The sequence below is a fragment of the Blautia sp. BIOML-A1 genome, assembly GCF_009883055.1.
Classification (GTDB): Bacteria; Bacillota; Clostridia; order Lachnospirales; family Lachnospiraceae; genus Blautia_A.
Genome location: NZ_WWVR01000001.1, coordinates 1 through 13,151 on the forward strand (window position 1 = coordinate 1; position 13,151 = coordinate 13,151).

General features: G+C 46.3%; 10 protein-coding genes. 8 read left to right on the forward strand and 2 right to left on the reverse strand.

Annotated features, from left to right (window positions below):
* Nucleotides 1-235: 235 nt before the first annotated feature.
* Complete coding sequence (locus GT674_RS17700; RefSeq protein ID WP_161283782.1) at nucleotides 236-922, forward strand: hypothetical protein; 687 nt, start codon at nucleotides 236-238, stop codon at nucleotides 920-922.
* Nucleotides 832-2,961, forward strand: a complete 2,130-nt coding sequence (locus GT674_RS17705) for a hybrid sensor histidine kinase/response regulator (RefSeq protein ID WP_302025099.1) — start codon at nucleotides 832-834, stop codon at nucleotides 2,959-2,961. The genes GT674_RS17700 and GT674_RS17705 overlap by 91 nt, the downstream gene beginning before the upstream one ends.
* On the opposite strand, the gene GT674_RS00015 is transcribed toward GT674_RS17705, so the two are convergent.
* The gene (locus GT674_RS00015; RefSeq protein ID WP_161283783.1) at nucleotides 2,962-5,718 is read right to left on the reverse strand and encodes a C1 family peptidase; all 2,757 of its coding nucleotides are present in this window, start codon (nucleotides 5,716-5,718) and stop codon (nucleotides 2,962-2,964) included.
* Nucleotides 5,719-5,825: 107 nt separating this feature from the next.
* Entirely contained in the window at nucleotides 5,826-6,269 is a 444-nt protein-coding gene (locus GT674_RS00020; RefSeq protein ID WP_161283784.1) for an RbsD/FucU family protein, read from the reverse strand.
* A 296-nt stretch (nucleotides 6,270-6,565) separates the two neighbouring features.
* Here GT674_RS00020 and GT674_RS00025 point away from each other — a divergent pair, with 296 nt between their 5' ends.
* The 6 genes from GT674_RS00025 (at nucleotide 6,566) to GT674_RS00050 (ending at nucleotide 13,077) form a co-directional block, all read left to right on the forward strand.
* Nucleotides 6,566-7,417, forward strand: coding sequence for a class II fructose-bisphosphate aldolase (locus tag GT674_RS00025; RefSeq protein WP_161283785.1), 852 nt, complete (start codon nucleotides 6,566-6,568; stop codon nucleotides 7,415-7,417).
* 17 nt (nucleotides 7,418-7,434) lie between these two features.
* A complete protein-coding gene (locus tag GT674_RS00030; RefSeq protein WP_161283786.1) occupies nucleotides 7,435-8,448 on the forward strand; it encodes a LacI family DNA-binding transcriptional regulator in 1,014 nt (337 codons plus the stop codon).
* Between the two features lie 62 nt (nucleotides 8,449-8,510).
* Nucleotides 8,511-10,031: a xylulokinase gene (gene xylB / locus GT674_RS00035; protein WP_161283787.1), complete on the forward strand. Its 1,521-nt coding sequence runs from the start codon at nucleotides 8,511-8,513 to the stop codon at nucleotides 10,029-10,031.
* A gap of 18 nt (nucleotides 10,032-10,049) precedes the next feature.
* On the forward strand, nucleotides 10,050-11,102 hold the full coding sequence (locus GT674_RS00040; RefSeq protein WP_161283788.1) for a galactitol-1-phosphate 5-dehydrogenase: 1,053 nt from the start codon (nucleotides 10,050-10,052) through the stop codon (nucleotides 11,100-11,102).
* Between the two features lies 1 nt (nucleotide 11,103).
* Complete coding sequence (pfkB, locus tag GT674_RS00045; RefSeq protein WP_161283789.1) at nucleotides 11,104-12,033, forward strand: 1-phosphofructokinase; 930 nt, start codon at nucleotides 11,104-11,106, stop codon at nucleotides 12,031-12,033.
* Between the two features lie 42 nt (nucleotides 12,034-12,075).
* Entirely contained in the window at nucleotides 12,076-13,077 is a 1,002-nt protein-coding gene (locus GT674_RS00050; protein WP_161283790.1) for an aldo/keto reductase, read from the forward strand.
* Nucleotides 13,078-13,151: the final 74 nt, after the last annotated feature.

A 13,151-nucleotide genomic window follows, 5' to 3' on the forward strand; every position in this document is an offset into this window, starting at 1 on the left:
GATTCCAGTAGTACCGCTTTATAGCGGGCCAGTAAAAGTGCTTGCGATACCGCCCTTTGGGGCGAGCAGTAACAATGACCCTTTGGAGGGCCAAGGATAAACCACCAGTTGAACTGGTGGTTGCTAACTTAGTTAGGTAATTATTCAGAAAGCAGTATCCCGCGAGGCATTTTGACTCGTGACTGTGAGGGTGCTGAACAGTTACGAAATAGAATGGAACAGGAAAGGGGACTTTATGGGGGCACATTCATCAGGATATTATAGTATTGACGGGGATTACAATATTATTGGGTTTAACGAGACAGCGAAGGAAATCTATCCGAGCCTTCAGATGGGAATGAAATGTTACAAAGCACTGATGGGACTGGATGCACCATGTCCGCCGTGTCCGGTGGTCAATGGAATCTGCGGTCCAAAGACGTATCTGGATCCCATTCGTCATATTTACGAGACTGTGGATGCGGTGGATACCATCCTTCTGGACGGCAGCAGAGGGCATGCACTGGTTTTCAGTACCGTTGCAGAGGGAGAGAGAATGTCAAGTGCGATTCCTACAGGAGAGAAATCTCTGCGTCTTCTGGGTGCAGTCAATCGGCTTGCTTCGGACTATGTGGCAGTTTATTCTGTCAACCGTCAGCAGAAAACAATTTCTGTTTACCGCTCTGAATTTACAAATGATCCGGACGACAGTATTGTGAAAGATAATGCGGATTATGATACAGTGAGGGAATATCTTACCCGCTATATCCATCCGGATGACCGCAGCTACGTCCTAAAAAAATGGAACTGGATTATCTGGAACAGAAACTTGCAAATTCATCGAGTTTCAGGGTGCATTTCAGGAGTGCAGGAGAAGAGACGCATTATTACTATCTTCTGGTTACCAGAAACGGTGAAACGGAGGATGAGCAGGATTTTATAATCGCTGCCGCATGCGAGGATAATGATGTAAATGCACGCAAAATATATGAAAATCAACTGAATTCCCTGATTGGTTCCATTTCTCATGCTGCGGGATATTTTCATCTGGATATCACGGATGATAAGATACTCAAAACCGGTGGAACATCTGCGATCGTGGATATACTGGAGTCGGATTGTACGATTGATGCGTTTGTCCGGGATACGGCACAGTATATTCCGAAGGAGCAGGACAGACAGGATTTCATTGATGCTTTCTGTCGAAATTCCATGCTTGAGAACTACAATGCGGGACAGGTGGAGATAACAAGAATTTCGAGATGCTATTATGATGACAATATTGCACGTATTTCAAAGTACGTGGTACGGCTTTTGATAAATCCGTCGAATAATCATCTGGAGGGACTTTTGTATGGAGTGGATATTACCCGGTCACAGGAGGAATATGAGACGCAGGTCAGTATTGTCCGTACACTCAGCAGCAATTACAGGGATGTATATCTTCTGAATCTCCGAGAAAAAACGCTCTCGATCATCAAAGAGGAAGAGGGAAATGAAGATGGCCTGAAGAAGAAAGAGGACGGCAGCTATTCTTATAAGAAGTTTCTTGCAAAATACATTGAAGAGCGGGTGCATCCGGATGACCGCGATATGCTGCATGAAGTACTGAGGCTTCGCAATGTGCGTAAGAGGATCAGGAAAAAAGAAGAGTACAAGGGCAACTACCGGGTAAAAAACGGAGATGAGGTTCATTATTATCAGTTCCGCGTTATCAGAAACGAGGATTCAGGGATTATTGTGCTGGGATTTCTGAATGTAGATGATGTTGTGGAGGCTGAAATCCGACAGCAGAAGCTTCTGAAAGAAGCACTGGATACTGCAGAGCGTGCCAATGAAGCCAAGACAAATTTCCTCAGGAGAATGAGTCATGATATCCGCACACCGATCAATGGAATCTGCGGGATGCTCGAGGTCGCGGATTATTACCATAATGATATAAATAAACTGGCAGAATGCAGAGAAAAGATCAGGGATGCCTCTCACCTTCTGCTGGAGCTGATCAATGAGGTCCTTGATATGGGAAAACTGGAATCCGGTGAGATTATGCTGGAGGAGGTTCCGTTTAACCTTTATGATATAGGGCAGAATGTTCTTAAGATAATCGAAAAAATGGCGGAGGAACGAAAAATAGAAATCACCCAGGACAACATTGGAGTTGCCCACTGGAATCTGATCGGCAGTCCGGTTCATGTAAAACGTATCATGATGAATTTTATAAGTAACGCAGTCAAGTATAATAAGGAGCATGGCAAGATTATGCTGAGATGCAGAGAAATTTCTGCAGAAGGTGATACTGCAGTGTTCGAATTTACCTGCAGAGATACGGGAATTGGCATGAGCCGGGAATTCCAGGAGCATCTTTTTGAACCGTTCACGCAGGAGAGGGTCGGCGGTTACAGCAAATATGGCAGTACGGGACTTGGAATGTCGATTACGATGGGGCTTGTAAAAAGAATGGGCGGAGATATTACTTTTGAGAGTGAGAAGGACAAAGGGACTACATTTGTGATCACGATACCGTTCAAAATTGATACGGAAAAAAGAGAGGCAGAACAGAAAGCAAAGAAATCTGTATGTTCCATTGCCGGGATGAATATCCTTCTGGTTGAGGACAATGAACTGAATATGGAAATCGTGGAATTTATCACACAGAATGCGGGGGCGGTTGTGACAAAGGCATGGAATGGCCGGGAAGCCTTTGAAATTTTTGAAAGATCTGCGGAAGGCTGCTTCGATGCGATCCTGATGGATGTCATGATGCCGGAGATGGATGGTTATGAAGCAACCGAAAGAATCCGCAGATTGAACAGAAAAGATGCCAGAACAATTCCCATCATTGCAATGACTGCAAATGCTTTTACGGAAGATAAAATAAGGTCAAAAGAAGCTGGGATGAACGAACACATTGCGAAGCCGCTGAATACGGAACTTGTACTTCAGGCAGTGGCAAAACTGGTTCAGCCACCGGTGGTGGACTGATCAGAATCGTTTCACAAGGACTGTTTTGGAGTGCTTTCGCAGCAGGCGGTTATAGGCTGAATATTTTGCCTTTGGAACGCGGACGGTCATCTTTTTTACACCCTGATCGATCTTAGAGGAAACGGTGGTAAGGCGGGTGCTTTTGATCGTAATGACGCATTTTGTTTTTACATTCCGGAATGCCTGGGAACCGATGCGTGTCAGTCCGGTACCGATCGTGACGGTCTTAAGATTCCGGCAGTTATAGAAGGCCTGGCTTCCGATGGCAGAAACATTATGTCCGATTACAACACTGGAAAGCTTCTTTTTGTTGGAAAAGGCCTTGCTCCATACAGAAGTTACCTTGTAGGTGGCACCTGCATATTTGATAGTGAGCGGTATGACAGCCTTGCCAAGACGGTTGTTGGAAGTTCCATAGCAGGTGACGGTCTGCTTTCCGGTCACACGATAGATCAGAGAGGAAGTGGTATGACTTATCTGCCATTGAGCGTACAGGGTAACATTTCCTTTGATCTTGATATTCTGGCCCGGCAAATAGCGGGTTCCCTTTCCGTCGGCTCTGGTATTCCAGCCGGCAAAGAAGCGGGAAGTACAGTAAGGCGCATTCTTAACTTTGGCAGTTTTGCCGGAAGCATAGCGGGTTTTGTCGGAAGGAAGACCGCTTACATTGAGCCTGGTGTTCCTGACATACTTTATCTGATAAGTGCGCGGCTTCGGAGTCGGTGTAGCAGTCGGAGTCGCAGTAACTGTTGGAGTCGGTGTAGCGGTCGGAGTCGCAGTAACTGTTGGAGTCGGTGTAGCGGTCGGGGTCGCAGTAACGGTTGGAGTTGGCGTTACGGTCGGAGTAGGTGTCACAGTGACAGTCGGAGTCACGGTAGGAGTAGGCGTCGCAGTAACTGTTGGTGTCGGAGTCGCAGTTGGAGTTGCGGTAGGAGTCGCAGTCGGAGTTGGTGTCGGAGTCGCAGTCGGAGTTACGGTCGGTGTCGGTGCAACAGTTGGCGTAGCGGTTGGTGCCTGGTCAAGGGTTCTGGTGTGTGCTTTAATGGAGAAGCAATAGGGGCTGTCCAGGGTTGCGACATCCTTCCAGGTCTTGGAATCTCTGGAATAGAAACTCTGTCCGGGAGTAGTTCCGGCAACAGTTTCCAGCCAGTCCAGATCCCTGGATGCTTCCACATAATAACTGATCTGTGAATCTGCCAGAGTCAGTACAACCGAAAACTGAGAACCGGGAGTCAGCATGACTGGTTCCGGGAGAGTTACGGTATCAATTCCGGCGAGTGCTTGTGTGTACTTAAAGGGGGCTGCATAAGCAGGAACTCCGCTGGCAGGATCTTTTGGATCCGTAAGGTCTGTATAGATTTGGATCTGATAGGAAGCGTTGTCAGTTTTGGAAGCAGTCACGATCTCACCGAGCTGTTCGTAGTTTCCTTTTCCGGCCTTTGCGGTAAAAATATTAGCGATCGAATAGCCAGTCTTTAAAGTGAAAGTTGTTGTACTTGAATTTGCCCCGTCATAAAAATAATTATTCGGATATGCCGGAGCTGTGGTAGCCGTGTTGCATATAAGGTTTCTTAAGGACTGATCCTCATAGGAAATATAGAAATATCCATTATCTCCCCAGTCAGTATCGTAGCTGTTTTTGACGATCCAGGCACCATTATTCTGGACACCGGAAGCGGAGGTGAAATTTTCCTTTGAATAATGATCATTCCATCCGACAAGGGTGACAGCGTGATTTACGGAGCCTGATGAGGGATAACAGGAGGCGGCAGTATCCGGATTGTAATATCTGCCGCTGCTGTCCATATAGATCATGGCAGAAACAGATCCATACTGTGAAAGGAGCAGTTTGGTCCGTTCTTCCTCATACTGCGAAAAAACAGCGTTTTCCATATAGACAGAGGTATCATAGGCAAGGCTGCTGTCCGGAATCATGGATGCCGAAAAATCCCGTGTATGGGTGCTGTCAGTAGGGAGTGGAACCTTATCTTCGGTAGTCATGCCGGACCAGGTGCTTAAGAAAAAGGACGCGATCATACCATTTCCACTGTCGTGATAATCACTTCCTTTGTGGATATATTTGTCATTTGGGGTGTTTCCAAGTGGATCATCCGTGCGGTGAGCAAAGAAATAGGCAAGATGTTCCTCAGAAAGATCCCAGCATCCCAGTCCCTGAGAAAGAAGGCTGGTCTCTGCATTGGAAATAAGGCTGAAAGCCCAGCAGATACCGAAGGGATTCTGAAATTTGACAGGAGTTACAAGGTTCTCATCTCTGGAATCGTATACTTCAGGAAGGACGGCGTATGTGGCGATATCGGAAGAAAGATCACTGTCGACATCGTCCAGGGGTGTCATAGGCTTGAGGTTCTGCAGTGGCGCCAGCTGTGCCTGACGTTCTTCCTCTGTCATAGGACGTCCGAGAATATAGTCTAGATCATCATCTGCCGAAACGGAAGAATCGCCGGAGGTAAAAAGGGAATCTTCTTCTGAGGAAAAAAGTCCATCTTCGGTGCTCAAAGAGATATCGGAAGCAGATTCTGTATTATCAGAAGCAGGCTCAGATCCCTGAGTATCATCGATGGTTTCTTCGGTGAATTCTACATCTGGTGAAGTCTCTTCTTCAGGAGAGGAGACAAAATCAATGTCCGCAGATTCAGCAGAAACCGTCTGCATATCGGAAGGAAAGCTTCCGGCAAGAACGGCGGCACAAAGAATGACTGACAGACTGCGCAGTAAGTTGGGTGTTTTCTTATTCATATCATGTCCTCCGTGAAATTAATTTCTGACTCTGTTTTCATCATAACATGAAAAAAAGCTCCGAACAATAAAAGTTCGGGGCTTTTTATAGAAAAGATGGCCGTGATTTAATTGTTGATGACAACACCCTTCTGCAGCATAACGTTTGCATACAGTGCTTTTTCGCTTGTGGAGATGATGCAGTAAGCGGTTTTGGCTTCATCATAGAATGCAAAACGCTCGATATTTCCAACAACTGCGTCTCCTCTGTCATCATATTTACGAATGATTTCTTTGTAGGTATCCCAGATCGGTGTCTCAACAGTATCACCAGGCATAACCTCCATAAGATTTACAGGATGCTCTACATAAGTATCCAGCGGGAAAACCTTGAGGATGGCTTCCAGGATCTCCGGTACGCCGTGTCCGTCACAGCGGATGGTGATCGCATTCTTGCCCATGGATTCAACCGGGAAGTTGCCGTCTGCGATTACAAGACGGTCACTGTGACCCATTTCACATAATACCTTTAATAATTCTGGTGATAAGATTTCAGGAATTCCTTTTAACATATCTTTATGCCTCCGTTTATTAATTTTACTGAATCATGTCATGTCTCACTCTGAAACAACTTGTATATAATGAATGTAACTGTATTCCGGTTACTTTTCAAGAGAATATTTTCCGATAAAAGATGAAAATTTTACACTGCTAAGGATAAAGTGAAATAATATTTTTACGATTGACAGAAGAGCCTTAGGGATGTATGATTAACTCAAACGGAAACGTTTCGGTTTTGGAAATGTTTCCTGTCACTGAGGTATTTATAACAGGAAAACATACACACATTATGAGGAGGAAAATCATTATGCCACTTGTTACATCAGAAGAAATGCTGTCCAAAGCCCAGGAAGGCGGTTATGCAGTAGGTGCATTTAATGCGGAGAATATGGAGATGGTAAAGGCGATCATCCAGGCAGCAGAAGAACTCAAAGCACCGGTTATGATCCAGACAACACCATCTACGATCAAATATGGAACCGTAGAGACTTATGCAGCGATCGTTGCAGCGGAGGCTGAGAAAGCAGCTGTTCCGGTATGCCTTCATCTGGATCACGGCAGCAGCTTTGAACTGGCGATGCAGGCAATGCACGCAGGGTATACTTCCGTCATGATCGATGGATCCAAACTGGATTTCGAGGGAAATATTGCAGAGACAAAGCGTGTGGCAGATGTTGCACGGGCACTCAATATCCCATGTGAAGCTGAGCTTGGCAAGGTTGGCGGCAAAGAGGACGATCTGGAGGCAGAAGCAGATACCAATACAGATCCGCAGGAAGCGAAAGAGTTCGTTGAGCGTACAGGAGTTACTTCTCTTGCAGTTGCCATCGGAACTGCACATGGATTCTATGTAGGTACACCGGTGCTTGACAAAGAACGTCTCAGCGAGATCCGTGAAGTGGTAGATATTCCGCTTGTACTCCATGGTGCCTCCGGTTTGAGTGATGAGGATGTTATGGACTGCGTAAAACGTGGAATCTGCAAAGTGAATTTTGCTACCGAGCTTCGTGCAGCATATTCTAAGGCAGTCAAAGAGCTTCTCAAAGAAAAACCGGATACCATTGATCCGAAAGCATATGGAAAGACGGCTATCGCAGCAGTGAAAGAACTTGTAATGGCAAGAATGAAAGTCTGCGGCTGTGACGGCAAAGCAGAATAAGAAAGCAGAGAGACAAAATGGCAGCGACAATGAAAGACATAGCCAGGCGGACAGGACTTGGCCTGGCTACGATTTCCTCTTATTTTAACGGAGGAAATGTCAGAGAAAAAAACAGAATAAAGATTGAAGAGGCCATCGAGGAACTCCATTACGAGGTCAACGAAGTTGCAAGAGGACTTAAGACCAATGCGACAAAGACGATCGGTGTTGTGATTCCGGAGCTGAATAATATATTCTGTGCTGAGATCATAACGGGGATGGAGGATATTCTCAGAAGTCATGGCTATGCTACGATCGTGTGTGACTGTCGTACAGATAAGAAACTGGAGCGGGAAGCGGTGGAATTTCTGATCCGCCGCCGGGTAGATGGAATCATCAATATGCCGGTGGATGAAACGGGTGCACATTTAAAGAGATTCCAGAAGACGGGCCGGCCGATCGTGCTGATCGACCGCAGGATCCAGGGAATTCCGTGTGATAGTGTTCTAGTAGATAACCAGAAAGCTGCCGAGGAAGCAGTGGAGCTTTTTATAGAAAAAGGACACAGAAATATTGGGATCATCGGCGGACCTGAGGGGATTTTTACAGCAGAGGAACGTCTGACAGGATATTGTACCGCACTTGAAAAAGCCGGGATCTCAATAAAGAATTCGCTGGTTTATCGTGGGGATTATACGATCAGGGGCGGTGTCAGAGGTCTGGAAGAGCTTGTCCGGAACAATCCGGATATGACTGCGGTTTTTGTGACCAACTATGAAATGACAATGGGAGCGATGATTGGAGTTAACGAGTTGGGAATACAGGTTCCGGGACAGCTTTCCATGATAGGATTTGATAATCTTCCGTTTGCAAGGGCGTGTCGTCCGAAGCTTACGATCGTATCACAGCCGACGGACGGAATTGCCAGAGAGGTTGCAAGGATCATGCTGGAACGTCTTGAAAAGAGAGAAGCAGGATCAGAAGAGCCTTTTATGGAGAAACTTCAGACAGAGATCATGGAAGGAAAATCCGTGTGTGTTCTGAGCAGATAGATTTATAAATGCTGTAATACAGGAAAAACAGGGTTTTTACAAAAAATGGGAGCAGCAAAAGGATGAAATCATATTTATTGGGAATTGATATCGGAACAAGCGCATGTAAGGTGGCTGTGTTTGACAGAAACGGAAAAGTTCTTGCAGCAGCCAGTGGTGACTATCCGGTATATTATCCGCAGGAAGGATGGGCGGAACAGAATCCGGAAGAATGGTGGGATGCTGTCTGCCGGGCATCGAAAGAAACAATACAGAAAGCAGATATTAAGCCGGATGAGATCGCGGGAATTGGAATCGATGGGCAGAGCTGGTCTGCGATTGCGATTGATAAAGAGGGAAAAGTACTGACTAATACACCGATCTGGATGGATACCAGAGCACAGTCTGTCTGTGACAGACTGAATCAGGAGATTGGTGCAGAGAAGATTTTTGAGGTGGCAGGAAATTCTATTCAGCCGTCTTATTCTACCGCGAAGATTCTCTGGTACAAAGAAAATCTTCCGGAGGTATATGCAAAGATCGACAAGATTCTTCAGTCGAACAGCTATATCGCATATAAACTGACAGGTGTGATCTCGCAGGATGTATCGCAGGGATACGGGCTTCACTGCTTCGACATGAAAAAAGCCTGCTGGGATGAGGAAATGTGTGAACTTCTGGGAATTCCCATGGAGTTTCTTCCGGAAATCTGTGACTGCGACCATGTGGTTGGCAGTGTCACTGCAAAGGCAGCGGCAGAATGTGGACTTTCGGAGGGCACACCGGTAGTTGCCGGTGGTCTGGATGCAGCCTGTGGAACACTTGGTGCAGGAGTTATCCATCCGGGAGAAACGCAGGAGCAGGGTGGTCAGGCAGGTGGAATGAGCATCTGTATGGATGCGTACAAAGCCGACCCGCGACTGATATTAAGTTTTCATGTTGTCCCGGGTAAATGGCTCCTTCAGGGAGGAACCACCGGAGGCGGTGGTGTTATGCGCTGGTTCGAGCGTGAATTTGCGGATTATGAGCGGATAATGAAGGAACAGACAGGAATGTCCTCCCTCAGTCAGCTGAACGAGATTGCCGCAAAAGTATCACCGGGCTGTGATGGAATGGTATTCCTTCCATATATGTCCGGGGAACGATCTCCAATCTGGAATCCATACGCCAAGGGAGTTTTTTACGGGCTTGACTTTGCCAAGACCAAAGGACACATGGTCCGTGCCTGCATGGAAGGTGTCGCGCTTTCTCTGAGACATAACCTGGAAGTGGCGAAAGAAGCTGGGGCAGAGGTGGAAGTCTTAAGAGCTATGGGTGGCTCTGCGAACTCTTTTCTCTGGACGCAGATCAAATCCGACATCACAGGAAAACCGATGATAGTGCCAGCATCTGATACGGCAACCACACTTGGAGCGGCTCTCCTTGCAGGAGTCGGAGTTGGGTTCTACAAAGACTATGATGAAGCAGTTTCACTTACTGTAAAAGAAACCCGCCGCCATGAACCAGACCCGGAGAACAAAGTCATCTACGACCAGACTTATCAGACCTACCTTGAACTTTACAAGTCTCTGGCCCATATGATGACAGCAAAACAGAATATATGAAAGGAGAAAATATAGATTATGAAAGCAGCAGTAGTAGTTGCAAATGAGGACGTACAATATCAGGAAATAGAAGAACCAGAGGTGACCAGAGGAACCGTTAAGATCAAAGTCAGATATTCCGGCATCTGCGGATCTGACATCCCTCGTGTCCTGAATCATGGAGTTCATTTTTATCCGATCGTACTCGGACATGAATTCTCCGGTGATGTAGTAGAAGTTGGCGAAGGCGTGACCAAGGTGAAGGTTGGTGATCGTGTGTCAGGCGCACCGCTTCTCCCATGCATGAAATGTGATGACTGCCAGCAGGGCAATTTTTCCCTCTGCAAGCATTACAGCTTCATCGGATCCAGACAGCAGGGAAGTAATGCAGACTATGTGGTAGTTCCGGAACAGAATGCAGTTCCTTTTGATAGCAGTGTTCCGTACGAACAGGGTGCCATGTTTGAGCCTGCAACGGTTGCAATCCATGGAGTGTTCCAGAATGATTATCACGGAGGAGAGTATGTGGCGATCCTCGGCGGTGGCACCGTGGGAATGTTTACCATGCAGTGGACGAAGATCTTTGGCGCCAAAAAGGTAGTTGTCTTTGATATCAGCAATGAACGTCTGGAACTTGCAAAACGTCTTGGTGCGGACGAAGTCATCAACACAAAAGAAGATGACTACATGGAAAAAGCCATGGCGATCACTGGTGGTAAGGGGTATGGTTTCGTATTTGAGACAGCGGGACAGGTTCCGACAATGCATATGGCATTTGAACTGGCTGCAAACAAAGCACACGTCTGCTTTATCGGAACTCCTCACGAGAATCTGACATTTACACCGGCACAGTGGGAAAATATGAACCGCAAAGAATTCAAACTGACTGGTTCCTGGATGTCCTACAGTGCACCGTTCCCGGGACGTGAATGGGATCTGACCGCACATTATTTTGCAACAGGACAGCTGAAATTTGATCCGGGATTCATTTACAAAAAAATCCCGATGAGTCAGGCACAGGAAGCATTTCAGTTATTTAAGACACCGGGACTTGTAAAAGGAAAGATTCTTTTATCAAACGAGGAAGAATAAGATGATACTCACAGTAACCTTAAATGCCGCAATCGATAAGAGATATGTGGTGGATGATTTTAAAGTTGGAGAAGTAAACCGGGTAAAGGAATGTTCCTATGTTCCGGGAGGAAAAGGTCTCAACGTATCCAAACCGGCCTCTATTTATGGAGCAGAAGTAGTGGCTACTGGATTTGTCGGAGGTCATGCGGGAAATTATATTGAAGATGCCCTGAAGCCATTTGGAATCAGAGGAGATTTTTACCATGTGGATGCAGAGAGCAGATCCTGCATCAATATCTGGGATGAAATCAATCATGTGCAGACAGAATTTCTTGAGCCGGGATTTACTCTGACAGAAGAGGATTTCCAGGGATTTAAAAAGAAATTCAGGGAACTTGTACAGAACGCAGATGTTGTTTCCATGTCGGGAAGCGTTCCAAAAGGTCTGGATGGAACAGCATACCAGAGCCTGGTCAGAATTGTGAAAGAAGCCGGCAAACCGGTAATCCTTGACACCAGCGGGAAACTGCTGGTGCTTGGAATCGAAGCCTGCCCTACACTGATCAAACCGAACATTGATGAGATACGGATGCTGACAGGAAAGCAGTGCGACAATATGCAGGATATTATGGAAGCAGCAAAAGCAATCCATGCAAAAGGGATTGATATCGTAGTGGTTTCACTTGGAGCAGACGGTTCTCTGGCAGTAGGAGAGGAAGGAATCTTCCGTGCAGTGGTGCCAAAGATTGATGCAGTAAACACCGTAGGATGCGGAGATTCCATGATCGCAGGTTTTGCACTTGGACTGAGCGAGGGACTGTCACTGGAAGAGACTTTAAGAAGAGCAAGTGCGATCTCCGCTGCATCAGCCATGCGTGAGGAGACTGGATTCTTTGTGATGGAAGATATGGAAAAACTCCTTCCGCTGATCAAAATCGAAAAACTTTAAAAATCAAAAATTATATAATGTAGAATTTAGGAGGAAACAAAAATGGCAGAATTTATTGATCCGGCAATCGTGCCGAAAGTAACCCTTCCTTCAGGAGAAGAAGTACCCTGTATGGGTATGGGAACCTTTGGTTCTGACCGTGTAAGTGCAGAAGAAGTGTCTGAGGCAGTTGCAGGTGCGATTCGCTGTGGATACCGTATGTTTGACTGTGCAGCATGCTATGGAAACGAGACTCAGATCGGAGAAGTTTTCAAAACCGCCTTTGATGAAGGTGTAGTGGAGCGAAAAGATCTTTTCATTATGACTAAGGTCTGGAATGATATGCACCGAAAAGTAGAAGAAGCCTGCACAAAGAGCATTCATGATCTTCAGTGCGATTATGTGGATCTTTACTTTATCCACTGGCCATTTCCGAACTACCATGCACCATTCTGTGATGTAGATTCCAGAAACCCGGAATCCAGACCATTCAGTGTGGAAGAATTCATGGATACCTACCGTCAGTGTGAAGAACTTGTTGAAAAGGGCAAGATCCGTTACATCGGTATTTCCAATATGACAATCCCGAAACTGGAAGCAGTCCTTCCATTAATGAAGATTAAACCTGCGGCATGTGAACTGGAGCTGCATCCGTGCTTCCAGCAGCAGGAGCAGTATGATTATCTGGTGGCACATAACATCCAGCCGGTAGGATATATGCCGCTTGGCTCACCGAGAAGACCGGAAAGAGACATCTGCCCGGAGGATGTTGCCGATATGCAGACACCTGAAATGCAGGAGATCGCCAAAGCACACGGTGTGCATCCAGCATTGATCGCACTGAAATGGGCTCATCAGAGAGGAGAGATTTCTATTCCATTCTCTGTACATAATTATGTCAGCAACCTGAAATGCGTAACCGAAGATCCACTGACCGATGAAGAAATGGCTAAGATCGGAACACTGGAAAAAGGAAACAGACTGGTCAAAGGCCAGGTGTTCCTCTGGGAAGGTGCCAAGGACTGGCATGATCTGTGGGACGAAGAGGGATTTATTATACAATAATCCCCTTATATCCCCTGAGAATTTTTGTAAAAAATATGCGAGGGGAGGGTGCTCACAGTTGCGAAGGCCGCTCT

Bases quoted from the DNA above. Each gene is read 5' to 3' on its own strand.
- xylB (WP_161283787.1), top strand. From the start codon at position 8,511: ATGAAATCATATTTATTGGGAATTGATATCGGAACAAGCGCATGTAAG.
- GT674_RS00040 (WP_161283788.1), top strand. From the start codon at position 10,050: ATGAAAGCAGCAGTAGTAGTTGCAAATGAGGACGTACAATATCAGGAA.
- GT674_RS00025 (WP_161283785.1), top strand. From the start codon at position 6,566: ATGCCACTTGTTACATCAGAAGAAATGCTGTCCAAAGCCCAGGAAGGC.
- GT674_RS00015 (WP_161283783.1), bottom strand. From the start codon at position 5,718: ATGAATAAGAAAACACCCAACTTACTGCGCAGTCTGTCAGTCATTCTT.
- GT674_RS00030 (WP_161283786.1), top strand. From the start codon at position 7,435: ATGGCAGCGACAATGAAAGACATAGCCAGGCGGACAGGACTTGGCCTG.
- GT674_RS00050 (WP_161283790.1), top strand. From the start codon at position 12,076: ATGGCAGAATTTATTGATCCGGCAATCGTGCCGAAAGTAACCCTTCCT.
- GT674_RS17700 (WP_161283782.1), top strand. From the start codon at position 236: ATGGGGGCACATTCATCAGGATATTATAGTATTGACGGGGATTACAAT.
- GT674_RS00020 (WP_161283784.1), bottom strand. From the start codon at position 6,269: ATGTTAAAAGGAATTCCTGAAATCTTATCACCAGAATTATTAAAGGTA.
- pfkB (WP_161283789.1), top strand. From the start codon at position 11,104: ATGATACTCACAGTAACCTTAAATGCCGCAATCGATAAGAGATATGTG.